This is a genomic window from Alysiella crassa DSM 2578, from assembly GCF_000745955.1.
In the GTDB taxonomy this organism is placed as follows: domain Bacteria; phylum Pseudomonadota; class Gammaproteobacteria; order Burkholderiales; family Neisseriaceae; genus Simonsiella; species Simonsiella crassa.
Genome location: NZ_JQKH01000057.1, coordinates 1 through 16,183, shown reverse-complemented (window position 1 = coordinate 16,183; position 16,183 = coordinate 1). Strand labels below are relative to the sequence as shown.

12 protein-coding genes are annotated in these 16,183 nt (G+C 45.3%); 8 read left to right on the top strand and 4 right to left on the bottom strand.

Features of this window, described 5'->3' with window-relative positions; translation table 11 throughout:
* From Q338_RS08775 to Q338_RS08760, 3 genes are all read left to right on the top strand, one after another.
* A partial coding sequence (locus tag Q338_RS08775) for an ISAs1 family transposase (protein ID WP_034293514.1) occupies nucleotides 1-297 on the top strand: 297 nt, incomplete at its 5' end.
* An 88-nt stretch (nucleotides 298-385) separates the two neighbouring features.
* The gene (locus tag Q338_RS08770; RefSeq protein ID WP_034294343.1) at nucleotides 386-1,855 is read left to right on the top strand and encodes a phosphatase PAP2 family protein; all 1,470 of its coding nucleotides are present in this window, start codon (nucleotides 386-388) and stop codon (nucleotides 1,853-1,855) included.
* A 378-nt stretch (nucleotides 1,856-2,233) separates the two neighbouring features.
* Nucleotides 2,234-3,274, top strand: coding sequence for a zinc-dependent alcohol dehydrogenase family protein (locus Q338_RS08760; RefSeq protein WP_034294339.1), 1,041 nt, complete (start codon nucleotides 2,234-2,236; stop codon nucleotides 3,272-3,274).
* Nucleotides 3,275-3,333: 59 nt separating this feature from the next.
* Here the strand turns inward: Q338_RS08760 and Q338_RS08755 are convergent, their stop codons facing one another.
* From Q338_RS08755 to Q338_RS08745, 3 genes are all read right to left on the bottom strand, one after another.
* Nucleotides 3,334-3,765, bottom strand: coding sequence for a hypothetical protein (locus Q338_RS08755; RefSeq protein ID WP_147293669.1), 432 nt, complete (start codon nucleotides 3,763-3,765; stop codon nucleotides 3,334-3,336).
* 136 nt (nucleotides 3,766-3,901) lie between these two features.
* A complete protein-coding gene (leuS, locus tag Q338_RS08750; RefSeq protein ID WP_034294335.1) occupies nucleotides 3,902-6,535 on the bottom strand; it encodes a leucine--tRNA ligase in 2,634 nt (877 codons plus the stop codon).
* Between the two features lie 89 nt (nucleotides 6,536-6,624).
* Entirely contained in the window at nucleotides 6,625-7,155 is a 531-nt protein-coding gene (locus tag Q338_RS08745; RefSeq protein ID WP_034294333.1) for a hypothetical protein, read from the bottom strand.
* 315 nt (nucleotides 7,156-7,470) lie between these two features.
* Between Q338_RS08745 and Q338_RS08740 the strand changes: the two genes are divergently transcribed.
* Nucleotides 7,471-8,514, top strand: a complete 1,044-nt coding sequence (locus Q338_RS08740; protein ID WP_034294331.1) for a transferrin-binding protein-like solute binding protein — start codon at nucleotides 7,471-7,473, stop codon at nucleotides 8,512-8,514.
* Between the two features lie 94 nt (nucleotides 8,515-8,608).
* Here the strand turns inward: Q338_RS08740 and asd are convergent, their stop codons facing one another.
* Nucleotides 8,609-9,727 (bottom strand): aspartate-semialdehyde dehydrogenase, encoded by a 1,119-nt coding sequence (gene asd, locus Q338_RS08735; RefSeq protein ID WP_034294345.1) that lies wholly within the window; start codon nucleotides 9,725-9,727, stop codon nucleotides 8,609-8,611.
* Nucleotides 9,728-10,157: 430 nt separating this feature from the next.
* Between asd and rseP the strand changes: the two genes are divergently transcribed.
* The 4 genes from rseP (at nucleotide 10,158) to lpxD (ending at nucleotide 15,717) form a co-directional block, all read left to right on the top strand.
* Entirely contained in the window at nucleotides 10,158-11,504 is a 1,347-nt protein-coding gene (gene rseP / locus Q338_RS08730; RefSeq protein ID WP_115723648.1) for an RIP metalloprotease RseP, read from the top strand.
* An 84-nt stretch (nucleotides 11,505-11,588) separates the two neighbouring features.
* A complete protein-coding gene (gene bamA, locus Q338_RS08725; protein WP_034294326.1) occupies nucleotides 11,589-14,114 on the top strand; it encodes an outer membrane protein assembly factor BamA in 2,526 nt (841 codons plus the stop codon).
* A gap of 12 nt (nucleotides 14,115-14,126) precedes the next feature.
* Complete coding sequence (locus tag Q338_RS08720; protein ID WP_034294324.1) at nucleotides 14,127-14,621, top strand: OmpH family outer membrane protein; 495 nt, start codon at nucleotides 14,127-14,129, stop codon at nucleotides 14,619-14,621.
* Nucleotides 14,622-14,694: 73 nt separating this feature from the next.
* Nucleotides 14,695-15,717 (top strand): UDP-3-O-(3-hydroxymyristoyl)glucosamine N-acyltransferase, encoded by a 1,023-nt coding sequence (gene lpxD / locus Q338_RS08715; RefSeq protein ID WP_034294322.1) that lies wholly within the window; start codon nucleotides 14,695-14,697, stop codon nucleotides 15,715-15,717.
* The last annotated feature ends 466 nt before the right edge of the window (nucleotides 15,718-16,183 follow it).

Genomic DNA, 16,183 nt, shown 5'->3' with positions numbered 1-16,183 from the left:
AATGGCACTTATCATCATGAATATAGATTTTATTTAAGCAATATTTGCCATGACAATGCAGAATATTTTGCAAAAGGTATTATGCAACATTGGCAGATTGAAAATAAATTACATTGGGTAAAAGATGTTCAGTTAAATGAAGATAAGTCTTTTATTCGCAATAAGAATACCGCAGCTTGCTATTCGGTTCTAATGAGTTGGGCATTAAATATTGCACGATTTAATGGCTTCAATAAATGGAAAGATTGGTTGGCAAGATTTGCCAATCGGATTGACCGTATTGTGAAAATGATTTAGAACTTGGCAGGTCTGCGTTGTAGACGGGGGAGGGACAGATTGTTGGTAAACAAAAATTGTCGTGTACCGAAAGGCAGCCTGAAAAACCATGCAACCGCGTTCCCATTTTGCTTATGTTCTTGCCATCTTGTTTGCGTGTTTATTTTTTGTGTTATACGGCGCAAGCAGTTGGCTAAACGATGTTTTGTCGCGTGCGACTTTTGCGCCTACATTGCCGTTTGAAGCCCATTTTCCAATTTATCCACAATGGAGTTTGGTTTATCTGTCTTTGCCTTTGGCGATGTTAATGGCGGTAAATTGGCTGGATTGGCGGGCGCAATGGCGTTGGTTTGTGTTATTGTGCGGGCAATTGCTGACCGCTTGTGTGGTTTTTATTGCGTTTCCTGTGCATTTATCGTTTGCCGTTGCGACTGACGTGGGCGATTTTTGGCGATTTTGGCTGGATTTGGCGCATTCTGCGGGCATGAAACATAATTATTTGCCGTCTTTGCATTGTGCGTTTGTGGTCAGTACGGTTTTAATTTTTCGTCATAAAATCAATCTATTGGCACAAATCATTGGGTGGCTATACGCCCTGATGGTTTCGTTCAGCACCTTTGCCATTCACGCTCATCATTTGATTGATATTGTCGCAGGTTGGCTATGGGCATTTTTATGGTTTTACCCCATGCAAAAATTAGCCGACCTCAGCCAACACATCGCCGACCGCCACCGACTTTGGTTCAACAACCACCTGCGGTTTAGTCGCCGCCACCGCCGTTATGCCCTAATTGCCGTCATTTTGTATGCCCAATACCTTGTCGCACCACAACGCGCCCGATTGCTGATGAGCGGCTACTGTTTTTTGCAAGCCTATGACGACATTATGGACGGCGACCGCCCACTTTCAGGCAGCCTGAACACCGAATGCGCCGATGTCTTAATCCATTGCTGGCAAAGCGAAAATTTTACAGTCCGCCAACACGACAACACCGTTGCCGAATTAGCGACATTGGGTCAAATCTTCCAAAACGATTTGCGCCAATTGGCAACTTACCGCGAAGCACGCGCAGACGTGTTGATTTTATTAAATAAAATGAAACAAGACGCCGTCCGCGCCCAAACATATTGCGTATTCAAGCAAACCGAATTACACGCGCAATTACACGACACATTTCGCGCTTCTTTGAATATGCTGTTTTACGCATTTCACAGCCGTTTGCGCGCGGACGATGTGCCCGAATTGGTCAAAATATTGGCATGGTGTTCCGCCATGCGCGATTGGGACGCTGATTTGGCGTGTGGCATCATCAATATTCCCGCCGAAAAATGGCATCAAGCAGACTTGCCCGAACCAAATGATTCAACAATAAACGGTTATATCATCAGCCAAAATCCCATTATCAAAGCATGGTTGGCGCAAGAAAAAATCGCCGCCGAACAAGAAATGGCGCAATTGTTTTGCAGGCTGCCTGAAATTCGCTACCAATATGGTAAAGCCGCGTATCAAATCGTCAAATTATTTGCCGACTCGGTGGCACAATTTGCCCGCAAGCGTTATCCGAAACGGTTTGGGTAAAAAAGGCAGCCTGAAACCCTCATTGTGTGCTGATTCCGAACGATGGACATGGCGTTGCGCCGCCATACCCACGCTTGGGCTAGTTGGTGTTTAACGCGTATCGCCGCTATTTTTTCAGGCTGCCTTTTATAGCGGTCGCCTTGTCCTGATTTAAATTGAATTCACTATAATGAGTTCCATCTTCAATTTTTTGATTTTGTGAATAAATCTGTTCGTCAAGCCCATAAAGTATATATACAATCGCCATGTAAAATTTTGCTAATGTTATAATGTAACATATTGATATAGAACAAAATTTATTGCAAAACGCTTTGACAAACACCACCAAAAAGAGAATAATCATCCTTGATTTTTCACAACTAAATGGAGTAGCACAAAATGAAAGCCATGGTTTACTACGGCGAAAACGACATTCGTTTTGAAGAACACGCCAAGCCCACCATTATTGACCCGACTGATGCCGTGATTCGCATCACCAAAACCACCATTTGTGGTACAGATTTGGGCATTTGGAAAGGCAAAAACCCTGAAATCGCCGCAGGTCGCATTTTAGGACACGAAGGCATTGGCATTGTGGAAGAAGTCGGCTCTGCTGTGAAAAACATCAAAGTGGGCGACAAAGTGATTATCTCTTGCGTATCAAAATGTTGCACATGCGACAATTGCAAAACGCAATTGTATTCACACTGCCGCAACGGTGGCTGGATTTTGGGCTACATGATTGACGGCACACAAGCCGAATTTGTCCGCACCCCTTATGCAGACAACAGCTTGATTCCATTGCCTGAAAATGTGAACGAAGAAGTGGCATTGTTGTTGTCTGATGCATTGCCAACCGCACACGAAATCGGCGTACAATACGGCGATGTGAAACCAGGTGATACCGTATTCATCGCAGGTGCGGGTCCTGTGGGTATGTCGGCTTTGCTGACCGCACAATTGTATAGCCCAAGCGTGTTGATTATGTGCGATATGGACGAAAACCGCCTGAAATTGGCGAAAGAATTGGGCGCGACCCATGTGATTAACCCAGCTTCGGGCGATGTAGCGAAACAAGTATTTGATATTGTTGGCACAGACGGCGTGGACGTAGCGATTGAAGCGGTTGGTTTGCCAGCCACTTGGGATATGTGCCAAGAAATCGTGAAAGCAGGCGGCAATATTTCTGTGGTGGGTGTACACGGTAAACCTGTTGATTTCAAATTGGAAAAACTGTGGATTAAAAACCTGAAAATCACCACAGGTTTGGTAAACGCGAATACCACCGAAATGTTGATGAAAGCCATTTCCACCAGCAGCGTGGATTACACCAAAATGCTGACCCACCATTTCAAATTCAGCGAATTGGAACAAGCCTATGACGTGTTCAAACACGCGGCTGAAAACCAAGCCATGAAAGTGGTTTTGACTGCGGATTAATTTAGTTTTTCATAAATAAAATAGGCAGCCTGAAAATGTTTTCAGGCTGCCTATTAAATTTATGGTGCATTTTCAAAATTGTACATACATACGCCTGTGATGATTGTATTGGGGTCTTCATCTATTGTTGCACAGTTTTGAGTCATAAAATGAATGCCCTCAATGATTTGATTATTTTCATCTTGAAAATAATAAACATAGTCTATTGTGTCAAAATACAATGGATAAGGGACATTTTTTACTAAATTGCCCAAAAAAACATTCGGATAAATCTCGCCCGTAAATTCAGGAAACCAAAACCACATACGACAAAGCAAATGGTTTTGATTGAAACACAATCTAACATAATCAGATAAATAGACATTAATCCAGCCATTTTCTATACAGGCAACCAGCCCTTTATCGTAAATATCGTTGCGGTCTTCGTGATAAAAATGGCAAATGTGTGGGCGGTATTTTTCAAAACTGTCCCCAATTTGACAGCCTGCCATCGCGTATTTGGGTACTATTTTTGCTGCTAAATCAAAAATTATAGGTATATTTTTCATTGTTTTCATCTCTTCAAATATGGGAACAGGCAGCCTGAAAACTTTTTCAGGCTGCCTGAATATTTTTCAAATCAATGAATTAAACCACAATATTCACCAATTTATTTTTCACCACAATCACTTTTTTCGGCGCATTGCCGTCCATAAATTTGATTGCGCCAGCCGTTGCCAAAGCCGCCGCTTTCGCCGTTTCGTCATCGGCATCTACCGCGATTTGGATTTTGTCGCGCAATTTGCCGTTCACTTGCACCATCATTTCCACTTCGGTCTTCACCAAAGCGGTTTCATTGGCTTTCAGCCAGCTTTGTTCGTATAAAGGTTTGTTTTGATTCAGTTCTGTCCACAAAGTTTCACAAATGTGCGGCACAATGGGCGACAACAAAATCAACACCGCTTCCAACACCTCACGCGCCACCGCTTGACCATTTTCGCCAGTGCAATCGGTTTTGTCGTATTGATTGAGCAATTCCATCACTGCCGCGATTGCCGTGTTGAATTGCTGACGGCGGTCGTAATCATCGGTAACTTTCGCAATCGTGCTGTGCAATTTGAAACGCAAATCTTTCAGGCTGCCTGAAAGTGAATTATGCTCGCCCGCAAATGCGTTTACCGAATTGCCGCCTTGTTTCACAAACTCATACACCGTGCGCCACAAACGGTTCAAGAAACGATATGCGCCTGCCACGCCCGCGTCTGACCATTCCAAAGTTTGCTCGGGCGGAGAGGCAAACATCATGAACAAGCGTGCCGTGTCCGCACCATAAGCGTCAATGATTTGTTGGGGGTCCACGCCATTGTTTTTGGATTTGGACATTTTTTCCACACCACCCATTTGCACGGGCAAGCCGTCTGCATTCAAAATCGCGGCGATGGGGCGACCTTTTTCATCGGTTTGCACGGTAACATCGGCTGGGTTAAACCATTGTTTTTTGCCGTCTTCTTTTTCGCGGAAATAAGTTGCTTGCAACACCATGCCTTGCGTCAATAATTGCTTAAACGGCTCGCGCACAGGCACGATGCCCTCATCGTTCATCAATTTGGTAAAGAAACGCGCGTAAAGCAAATGCAAAATCGCGTGTTCAATGCCGCCAATATACTGGTCGGCTTGCCCCCAATAGGCTGCCGCGTTCGGCTCAACCATGCCGCCTTCAAATTGGGGCGACATATAACGGAATTGATACCAGCTTGATTCCATAAAGGTATCCATGGTATCGGTTTCGCGTTTGGCGGGTTTGCCGCAGTTGGGGCAGGTGGTTTCGTAAAACTCGGGCATTTTTGCCAAAGGCGAACCCGCGCCATCGGGAACGACATTTTCAGGCAGCACCACAGGCAAATCTTGTTCAGGAACAGGCACATCGCCACAATCATCGCAATGCACAATCGGAATCGGGCAACCCCAATAACGTTGGCGTGAAATGCCCCAATCGCGCAAACGGTATTGCGTTTTAGGCTCGCCCAATCCCAAAGATTGCAATTTTTCGCCCATTTTTTCAAAAGCTTGAACATAGTTCAAACCGTCAAATTCGCCCGAATGGATTAACACGCCATTTTCTTTGTCGCCATACCAATCTTGCCAATTTTGGTCGTCATAAGGCAGATTGTTCACATTAACCACTTGTTTGATTGGGAAACCGTATTTACGCGCAAACGCAAAATCGCGCTCGTCATGCGCTGGCACAACCATCACCGCACCATCGCCATAGCCCCAAATCACATAGTTTGCCACCCACACAGGCAGCGTTTCGCCATTGAGCGGATTGATGACGTAACGTCCTGTTGGCAAACCCTTTTTCTCCATGGTTGCCATATCCGCTTCTGCCACCGAACCTGCTTTGCATTCGGCAATAAACGCTTGCAGCTCGGGATTGTTTTCGGCTGCTGCGGTCGCCAACGGGTGTTCGGCAGCGACTACCACCGCGCACGCGCCAAAAAGCGTGTCGGGGCGTGTGGTATAAACTTGAATGTATTGAGAAAAATCATCGGGCAAACCCGCTTGGCTGTTTTCAGGCAGCCTGAAACGCACCGTCATGCCTTTGGATTTGCCAATCCAGTTGCGTTGCATGGTTTTGACTTGCTCGCCCCAATCCAAGTCGTTCAAATCATTCAACAAATCTTCGGCATAATCGGTAATGCGGAAATAGTACATGGGGATTTCGCGTTTTTCCACCAACGCGCCACTGCGCCAACCGCGACCGTCCACCACCTGTTCGTTTGCCAACACGGTTTTGTCCACAGGGTCCCAGTTTACCGTGCCTAACTTGCGGTAAACAATGCCTTTTTTAAACAATTTGGTAAACAAAAGCTGTTCCCAACGATAATATTCAGGGCGACAGGTTGCCAATTCGCGTTCCCAATCCAGCGCAAAACCCAATGATTTTAATTGGTTTTTCATGTAATCAATATTGGAATACGTCCATTCGGCAGGGGCAACTTGGCGGTCAATGGCGGCATTTTCGGCAGGCATACCGAAAGCGTCCCAACCCATAGGTTGCAACACATTGTATCCTTGCATTTTTTTGAAACGCGAGCGCACATCGCCAATGGTGTAATTGCGGACGTGCCCCATGTGCAATTTGCCGCTTGGGTAGGGGAACATGGACAGGCAGTAAAATTTGGGTTTGTCTTTGTTTTCAATGGCATTGAAAGCGCGTTCTTGTTCCCATTTGGCTTGGATTTGGGGTTCAATTTGGGAGGGTTGGTATTGTTCTTGCATGATTTTGTTTCACAATTTGAAAAATAAAATAAAAAATAACGCGTGATTATAGCAGTTTCCGTGTTTTTCAGGCTGCCTGAAATGGGGGATTAATAGTATTTCAAAACTTCTTCATTTCTCATTTTTTTCATGATGATGTAAATCGCCATGTAAATCAGCATAATAATAATCAAAATATTGAAAATAAAAAGAAAAAATCTATTGGATTGAACAAAATCCATTTGTCTTTCTTCTGGGATACTGAATGATTTGGCGTGATATTCCCCAGCCACGACCAAAACCTCTCGTGCATTCGGGAAAGGTTCTAATACTTTGATATTGTGCAATGTTCTTCCATCAACGCAAATATAGCGGGCAACTTCTATATAACAGGGGGCGCGATATTGATTGCCCTTGTATTCAAAAAATAAATTGCTACGCATCCCTGTTTTAACAACGACTTTATCAATGTGAATAATGCGATGATGTTCAAATGGGGCTTTGAGATAGGAAGTCAATGAATAATTAAAGCTATATAGAAAATTGAAAAGCATACAAACACTTATGATAAAACAAAGATAGGCAATTTCTAATCGGAAGATATTGGTCATTTCTAGTTTTTGTTTTGGCATTGGTTTCATGAATCATCACTCCTAACTATCATATTGTCATTATCTATGATTTCAGGCAGCCTGAACATTACCCACACCAAATCAGCAAGAATGCGACAAATTGGATTTTTTACACTCATTGTAAATAAATGGGAATATTCAGTTAATTAATTGAAATAATTGCATTAAAATAATCAATCTATTTGAGAATCAGGTAAAAATAAAATAGCATAAATTGACAAATATTTCTGAATGTTATGGGGCTGTGATAAAATTGGCTGCAATTTCAGGCTGCCTGCATAGTCAGGGCAGTATTTTAAAATTTTCCTTTTGGAGTAATATGTTATGGATAAAAAACTGATTGGTTTGCTGGTGGTGGCGGCGATTGGATTGAGCGCGTGTGGCAGCACAGGCGCGGTGCGTGATGGTAAGGCTGAAGGTCATGCTTTGGGTGAAAGCTCATCTCAAAATGCGGGTAATACTTCATCTAATAATAAGAATACCGCGTCTACTACGACCACTACTACCACAACACCCACAGACACCAATTCGCCACAAACTGAACGGCTAGGTTTGGGCGTAGTGTATGGTTCTGTGAGTAAGGAACATAAAGACCGCTCTACTTATTTCGCAACCAATGACACCAAGTGGGAATTAGATACAATTGACGAAGTGGTGATTGATGGTCGCCGTATTGCTTTAGTCCCACAAGGGCAATCTGCAACCAATGGTATTTATGAAAGTCCTGCAGAAGGCGAAAAAATTTACACAGGTACAAGTACTGCGCCATTTGCACAAGATAAGACCAAATCATGGCGCAAAATTTCAACTGATTTGAAGCATGCACGTTATGGCGAAATTCATGATGAATATGAAAAACGTCATATTGTGGTGACAGGTAATTTGACGCCAACCGACAAAATGCCTACTGCCAATGAAGAAGTGGTGTACAAAGGCAAAGCTTTGCATACCAAAGATTCATACACCGCGGCACATGATGGTTTGCGCCCTGTTAGCGCTGATGCAGAATTCCGTGTGAATTTCCATCAACACACTTTGGCTGGCGTGGTGAAACCTGTAGCAGGTGCAACGGGTGAGAATAATTTCGCGCCTGTGACCTTAAAAGCCACGATTGAAGGGAACTCTTTCCAAGGCAACGATACTGCAGATGTTGTTGAAAATTATACTATTTTAACAATGGATGGCGATGAGAAACGTTTGGTGAAAACACCTGCACATGTTACAGGTTATTTCTATGGACCTAATGGTGAAGAGATGGCTGGCGCGTATAACAAAATCACAGGGGAACGTGAAGAGGTGGCGCGCGATGGTTCATTGATGTATCCACGCAATACCTTGCATGGTACATTCGGCGCAAGTAAGCAATAATTCCACTATTAATTAATTTGGAAAAACCACAGGCAGCCTGAAAATATATTTTTCAGGCTGCCTGAATATTTTACGGCAAATTCAAATCAAAAAATCAATCCAAATTACCCAAAATAATCCGCAACACACGGCGCAATGGCTCTGCCGCGCCCCACAGCAACTGGTCGCCCACCGTAAACGCGCTGATGAACTCATCACCCATCGCCAATTTGCGAATGCGACCCACTGGTGTTGTCAAAGTGCCCGTAACCGCAGCAGGGGTCAATTCGTGAATGCTGGCTTCTTTCGTGTTGGGTACGACTTTTGTCCACGCGTTTGCGCTGGCGATGATTTGCTCAATTTCGCTCACGGGCAAATTTTGTTTCAATTTCAAAGTAATCGCTTGGCTGTGGCAACGCATTGCGCCCACGCGCACGCACAAACCTTCCACAATCACGGGCTGTTGGCTGTTCAAAATTTTGTTGGTTTCCACGCCGCCTTTCCATTCTTCTTTGGATTGTCCGTTGCCCAAATCCACATCAATCCATGGAATCAGGCTGCCTGCAAGCGGTACGCCAAAGTTTTCTTTCGGATAATTGTCGGAACGCAAGAAATCCGCCACTTTGCGGTCAATGTCCAAAATCGCGCTGGCTGGGTCGGACAATTCTGCCGCCACTTGGTTGTGAACCGCGCCCATGCCCGAAATCAATTCGCGCATATTCTTCGCGCCCGCGCCCGAAGCCGCTTGGTAAGTCATGCTGCTCACCCATTCCACCAAACCGTTTTGGAACAAACCGCCCAACGCCATCAACATCAACGATACGGTGCAGTTGCCGCCCACATAGTTTTTTACACCATTTGCCAAACCTGCGTCAATCACATGGCGGTTTACGGGGTCAAGCACGATAATCGCGTCATCTTTCATGCGTAATGTGGACGCAGCGTCAATCCAATAGCCGTTCCAGCCGCTATCGCGCAGGGCTTGGTAAACCTGTTTGGTGTAATCGCCACCTTGACAGGTAACGATGATGTCCATTTTTGCCAGTTCGTCAATGTTGTTCGCGTCCAGCAAAGTTTTGGCGGCTTGACCGAAATCGGGTGCCGCACCGCCTGCGTTAGACGTGGTAAAAAAATGCGCTTCGGGAATGTGGGCGAAGTCGTTTTCTTCGCGCATACGCTGCATCAATACCGAACCGACCATGCCGCGCCAGCCAATAAAACCCACTTTTTTCATTGCAAAAATCTCCATAAATTTAAGGTTTGTGAATGTTCAGGCTGCCTTTGTTATCCAAAACCAAACAGGCAGCCTGAAAGCAAAGAAATAATTGTAAAGGTTTTTGACTGGAATTGGGCGATTTTCACGAAAAAACGAGCGCGAAATGAATGGTCAATAGCTCCTAAAATTCATGACGTAAAACCATCAGCCGCCTAGTTCGGCTCTCTGAGCCGACATTCCCCAAATGTCAAAATAGAATTTTTAGGCAGCCTGAACCCCATTTTTCAGGCTGCCTGATTTGCTTTTGTCAATCAAATTGAGATAAGAAACCGCGATTTGCATAAAATTAACACAATATCTGCTACAATGCGAACCACTTTTAAATTAACTGGTTTTCAGGCAGCCTGAAAACCCATCAAAATCAATAAGGATAACCATCTTGTCGTTTATACAAATGATTTTGGCGTTTTTGTTTGCCATATTATTGCTGGTGAGTTTGCACGAATTAGGGCATTTGCTGGTGGCGCGTTGGTGCGGCATTAAAGTTTTGCGCTTTTCTGTGGGTTTTGGTAAGCCGTTTTACACGAAAAAATGGCGTAATATAGAATGGTGTCTCGCCCCTATACCGCTTGGCGGCTATGTGAAAATGGTGGACACGCGTGAAGGCAATGTCGCCGAAGCCGATTTGCCCTATGCCTTTGATAAACAACACCCTTTGAAACGCATTGCCGTTATTGTGGCTGGACCGCTCACCAATTTGGTGTTGGCGGTGCTGCTGTATTTTTTCGCGTTTGGCATGGGTGGGGTGCATGAAGTTCGCCCATTTGTGGGGACGTTGCACACGCCGTCTATTGCTGCCAGCACAGGTTTCCAAGTGGGCGACCAGATTATCAGCGTGAATGGCAAACCCGTTCACACGATGGCAGACGCGCAGACCGAAATTATTTTGAATTTGGAAGCGGGCAAAATCGCCGTTCAAGTCCAAAATGAACAAAACCAAACGCTGGAGCGTGTGATTGATGTGGCAGGTACGCCGCAAGCCGCCATGGTGGCAAAACGCCAAGCCAGCTTGGGCATTTCTGCTTATAAAACCGTGAACAAAATTGACACCGTTGCCCCAAATAGCGCAGCCGCCAAAGCAGGTTTGCAACACGGCGACCAAATCATTGCCGTAAACGGCGTGCCTACCCCAAATTGGGCGGATTGGAGCAAAATTGTGCGCGAAAACGCAGGGCGCAATTTGAATATTGACTACATTCGCGCAGGCGTGCAGCAACAAACTGTTTTACAACCACAAAGCGTGGAATTGCCCGACCGCAGCCAAATCATTGGGCGCGCTGGTGTGTCGCCACAATCCGATAAAGCGTGGGAAGAAAAAGTGCGCCACGAATACAGCGTGGGTTTTGCCGAAGCCATGAAAATGGGTTGGGAACGCACAGTCAAATATTCCACCATGACGGTACAATTTTTCGGCAAATTATTGATTGGGCAAGCGTCTTTAAGCCATATTTCGGGGCCGATTACCATCGCAGACGTGGCGGGGCAAACTGTGCAAATTGGTTGGCAGCCCTATGTGGAATTTTTGGCTTTGGTAAGCATTAGTTTGGGCGTGATGAATTTATTGCCGATTCCTGTGTTGGACGGCGGTCATTTGGTTTACTATACGGCGGAACTGTTGCGCGGCAAACCTTTGAGCGAGCGCACACAACAAATGGGTTTGCGTTTGGGTTTGGCGATTATGCTGACGATGATGGTGTTGGCGTTTTTTAATGATATTTCGCGTTTATTGGGCTGATGTTTGTTTTCAGGCAGCCTGAAAGCCACACAAAATTCATATCAATATTTTCAACTTATCTTTATGTATTAATTGGATAAACTTATGATGTTAAAAAAACTTCCGTTGGCATTGCTTGCCATGGGTGGTGCGATGTCGGCTTATGCGGCGGATTTTCGCATTGGCGAGTTTCGCATTGAAGGCGAGCAGCATACTTCTGAAGCAACTGTACGCTCCTTATTGCCTGTGCAAGAAGGCGATATGTACTCCGATGAAATAGGTGAGGATATTATTCGCCAGCTTCATGCGAGCGGTTTTTATGAAAATGTGCTGCTAGAACAAAATGATAATATGCTGATTATCACGGTAAAAGAACGCCCCATCATCAGCGATGTTACCATCAAAGGTGCGAAAACCTTGCAAAATGACGCGATTTTGAAAACCATGTCCACTATGCGTGGACGCAGTGCAGATGATGATAGTGATTTGATTTTAAATAAGAAATCAGATAGCGACAAATCCTACGAAGAAAAATTAGCCGACCTAGACAAAACAGGCGATGAAACGGTGCAAGACGCTTTGTCATCAACAGGTTTGGGCAAAGGCGATTTTTTCAGCAATGATGCTTTGATACGTGGCTTGCGCTCGCTGGACAGCGCGTACAAAGAACAGGGCAAAAACGATGTGAAAATCACGCCTGAGGTGCAAAATTTGGCAAACAATCGTGTTGCTATTACCATTACCATTGATGAAGGCACAACAACTCGTGTAAGTACAATTGATTTTGTTGGCAATGAGCATTTTAGCGATTGGACTTTGGCGCGACAAATTGGTTTGACCGATGGCACTTTGTTTTCGTGGCTGACGAAAAGCAATGTGTTTTCATGGGAAAAGGCGCGACAAGACAAAAAGCGTTTGGAAGCGTTTTACCATCGCAAGGGCTTTTATGATTTCACGATGGATTTGGAAGATGTGGAACGCCAGCTCAATGAAGACAAAAAACGCGAAACCATCACGATTAAAATCAATGAAGGGCAACGTTATCGTTGGGGCGGATTTGATGTGGTAGGCGACCACAAAGAAGTGCCTAAAGAAAAATTAATGAAACATTTGTCTAAATTAAAACGTGGCAAAATCAGCAATCATGCCGATTTGCAGGCGGCGATGGCGGCAATTAAATTGGATTTGCAAGAAGCTGGTTATGCCTATGCAGATGTGCAGGCTGCCCCCCAGCGTGAAGGCGATGTGTTGAATGTGAATGTGAATGTGTCCACAGGTCCACGCATTTCCGTGCGCCAAATCAACATCACTGGCAATAATAAAACACGCGATGAAGTGTTGCGCCGTGAATTCCGCCAAATGGAAGCCGCCGCGTATGACCAGAAAAAAATCAATCGTTCTGCGCAGCGTTTGCGCCAATTGGGTTATTTTGAAGACGTGAATGTGAAAAACACGCCTGTGGAACAAGATGAACATCAGGTTGATGTGGATGTGAAAGTGAAAGAACGCAATACAGGCAGCCTGAACGCTTCGGTGGGTTGGTCGCAAGACGATGGTATGGTGTTGGCGGGCAGCGTGGCACAGGATAATTTGTTTGGTACGGGCAAATCGGGTTCTTTGAGTGTGTCGCGCAGTAAGGTTCGCCAACAAGGTTCTTTGTCGTTTACCGACCCGTATTTTACGCCTGATGGGGTGAGCATGAGTTATAGTTTGTTTGGCTCAAATTATAATCCGTATAAACAAAATAATAGCCCACGCAGTTACAAAATTGCGCGTTACGGCGGTCAAGCGGTGATGGGCATTCCGATTACGGAATACGACCGTGTGAATGTGGGCTTGGGCGTGGAACACATTAAAGTGGGCTTATTCAGCCAATCACCAGCGCGTTATCGCCGCTATGTGGACGAATATGGTGAAAGCAATTGGTTATACAAAGGCATTTTAAGCTGGTATCGCAACACCACCGATGACGCGTATTGGCCAACGCGCGGTTACAGCATTGGCATTAATGCGGAAGGCGCATTACCTGGAAGTGGCTTGGAATATTATCAATTGAGCCATCATCAAACTTGGTATTTCCCATTAACGCGTGATTTTACTTTGATGTTGAATGGGCAAATTGGACACAGTGGTCGCTACGGTAAAACGAAAAATGTGCCGTTTATTTATGCACAAACAGGCGGTGGTTTAGGTTCGGTGCGTGGTTTTGAAACAGGTTCTTTGGGCCCGAAAGCGTATGATTTTGATATTAACGGTTTCCGCACCACCGAAACCTATGGCGGCACCAACGCAGCGAATGTGAACGCGGAATTATTGTTCCCCTTCCCTGGTATGAAAGACAATAAATCGGTGCGCATGAGCGTGTTTGCGGACGCAGGCAGCGTGTGGGACGGCAAAACTTACACCGCCGCACCTTATCATTCCGTGAGCAACCCTTATTCGCACGGTGGCTACTATGGCACGGGCAGCCGCCAGTCCACGTTTAAAGAAGAATTGCGTTATTCCGCAGGTGCGGCGATTACATGGATTTCACCTATGGGTCCCATTAAGTTGAGCTACGCTTATCCATTGAAGAAAAAAGAAGGCGATGAAGTGCAACGCTTCCAATTCCAATTGGGTACGGTATTTTAAGGATTACAGCGTATGAAAAATTGGCAAATCAAAGCCTTGTGTGGTGCCTTATTGCTTTCAGGCAGCCTGAATGTGTGGGCGGCGGAAACCATGAAATTTGGTTATGTGAATGCCGTGCGCGTGTACAGTGAGTCCAAAGTGGCGCAAGAAATTGAGCAAAACCTGCAAAAAGAGTTCGCCAAACAACAGCAAAAAATGGAAAACTTGCAAAGCGAAAACGAGAAAATTCGTCAACAATTAATTGCTTCAGGCAGCCTGAAACCTGCCGAGCGACAAAAATTGGAAACCCGTCTCGTGCAAAATCGCATGGCGGCAAGCAAATTTATTGAAGAATACAATTTGCGCCGCAATGAAGAATTTGCCGCTTTGCAACATAATGCCAACGTGATTGTGCAACGCATTGCCAAGCAAGAAAAATTTGACATGATTGTGCAAGAAGCGGTGTTTGTGCGCGCGCCGTATGATATTACCGACCGTGTGATTAAATTATTGGACGGCGGTAAGTAAAATAGGCAGGCAGCCTGAACAGGTTTCAGGCTGCCTTTATTTATTGTGTAATCAGAATCTTAAGGAAATTATTATGTTTACTCTTTCTCAATTGGTGCAACAATTGGGCGGCGAATGGCGTGGCACGGATATTCAAATCACCGCCATCGCCCCTGCTCATCGCGCACAAGCTCATGAAATTACCTTTTTAGCCAATCCCAAATACAAACAAGAAGTCAGCGATAGCAGCGCAGGCGCGATTATTGTTTCAGCAAAAGCCGCCGATTTATTCCCTGAGCGCAATGTGATTATCGCACCCGACCCGTATTTGTATTTTGCGAAAGTGGCGCGGCTGTTTAGCCCGATTGTGGCGGCGCGTGGTGGGGTGCACCCAACTGCGGTGATTGAGCCGTCTGCGGTTGTGCCGAAAAGCTGTGAAATTGGCGCGAATGTGTATATTGGCGCAAACACGGTGTTGGGCGAGCGTTGTCGTGTGTTGGCGAATTCGGTGGTGGAACACGATTGTGTTTTGGGGGCGGAATGTGTGTTGCACCCGAATGTTACGGTTTACTATGGCTGCACTTTGGGGCAACAGGTGGAATTGCATTCAGGCTGCGTGATTGGTGCGGACGGTTTTGGTTTGGCGTTTGCGGGCGATTCGTGGTTTAAAATTCCGCAAACGGGCGGCGTAACTTTGGGCGATGACGTGGAAATTGGCGCAAACACCACCATTGACCGTGGCGCGATGTCAGACACAGTGGTGGGCAAGGGTTCCAAAATTGACAACCAAATTCAAATCGCGCACAACTGCGAAATTGGCAGCCATACCGTGATTGCGGCGAAAACGGGGATTTCAGGCAGCACGAAAATTGGCAGCTATTGCGTGATTGGTGGCGGCGTGGGGACGGTGGGGCATATTGAAATTGCGGACAAAACACAAATTGGTGGCGGCACATCGGTTACGCACAGCGTTACGGAGAGTGGGCAGCATATTGCGAGTATTTTCCCGATGTTGTCTTATCGTGAATGGGCGAAAAATGCGGTGCATATTAAGCATTTAAATGAAATGAGTAAGCGAATTAAAGAATTAGAGAAAAAATTGAGTTCTGAAGAGTAAGCAACAAATCAACAGGCAGCCTGAAAAGTGGTTTTCAGGCTGCCTTTCGCTACCCTACAAAAATAAAATATTGCCTGAAATCGTTGAGATACAGCAATCTCACTCCCTCTCCTTTGGGAGAGGGCTGGGGAGAGGGAAAATCGTGGTGCATTGAAAGTTTTACCCTCTCCCTAACCCTCTCCCACAGGAGAGGGAACAGATGAGTGGTAGACAAAAATTTGTAGGGTAATGAAAGGCTGAAACCTTTGCAAAACCCCATTTTTTGAACTTTTTTGAAAAATAAATTTCTTAAAATTCAAAATATTAAAATTTTTTAAAATCAAATTTTAGGGGTTTTGCAAAGGTTTCAGGCTGCCTGAATATGATTTGTACGAACCACATCTTCCAACGGCTCAATCTCGCCAATTTGCCGCAATTCCTGAAACAATTCGTCCCAATCGCCCTGTTGCTGAATCAGTTCCAAATT

What these genes read in the sequence shown, in the direction of transcription:
- Q338_RS08745 (WP_034294333.1), bottom strand. Translation starts at nt 7,155, where the DNA reads ATGAAACCAATGCCAAAACAAAAACTAGAAATGACCAATATCTTCCGA.
- asd (WP_034294345.1), bottom strand. Translation starts at nt 9,727, where the DNA reads ATGAAAAAAGTGGGTTTTATTGGCTGGCGCGGCATGGTCGGTTCGGTA.
- lpxD (WP_034294322.1), top strand. Translation starts at nt 14,695, where the DNA reads ATGTTTACTCTTTCTCAATTGGTGCAACAATTGGGCGGCGAATGGCGT.
- Q338_RS08720 (WP_034294324.1), top strand. Translation starts at nt 14,127, where the DNA reads ATGAAAAATTGGCAAATCAAAGCCTTGTGTGGTGCCTTATTGCTTTCA.
- Q338_RS08755 (WP_147293669.1), bottom strand. Translation starts at nt 3,765, where the DNA reads ATGGCAGGCTGTCAAATTGGGGACAGTTTTGAAAAATACCGCCCACAC.
- Q338_RS08770 (WP_034294343.1), top strand. Translation starts at nt 386, where the DNA reads ATGCAACCGCGTTCCCATTTTGCTTATGTTCTTGCCATCTTGTTTGCG.
- Q338_RS08740 (WP_034294331.1), top strand. Translation starts at nt 7,471, where the DNA reads ATGGATAAAAAACTGATTGGTTTGCTGGTGGTGGCGGCGATTGGATTG.
- bamA (WP_034294326.1), top strand. Translation starts at nt 11,589, where the DNA reads ATGATGTTAAAAAAACTTCCGTTGGCATTGCTTGCCATGGGTGGTGCG.
- leuS (WP_034294335.1), bottom strand. Translation starts at nt 6,535, where the DNA reads ATGCAAGAACAATACCAACCCTCCCAAATTGAACCCCAAATCCAAGCC.
- Q338_RS08760 (WP_034294339.1), top strand. Translation starts at nt 2,234, where the DNA reads ATGAAAGCCATGGTTTACTACGGCGAAAACGACATTCGTTTTGAAGAA.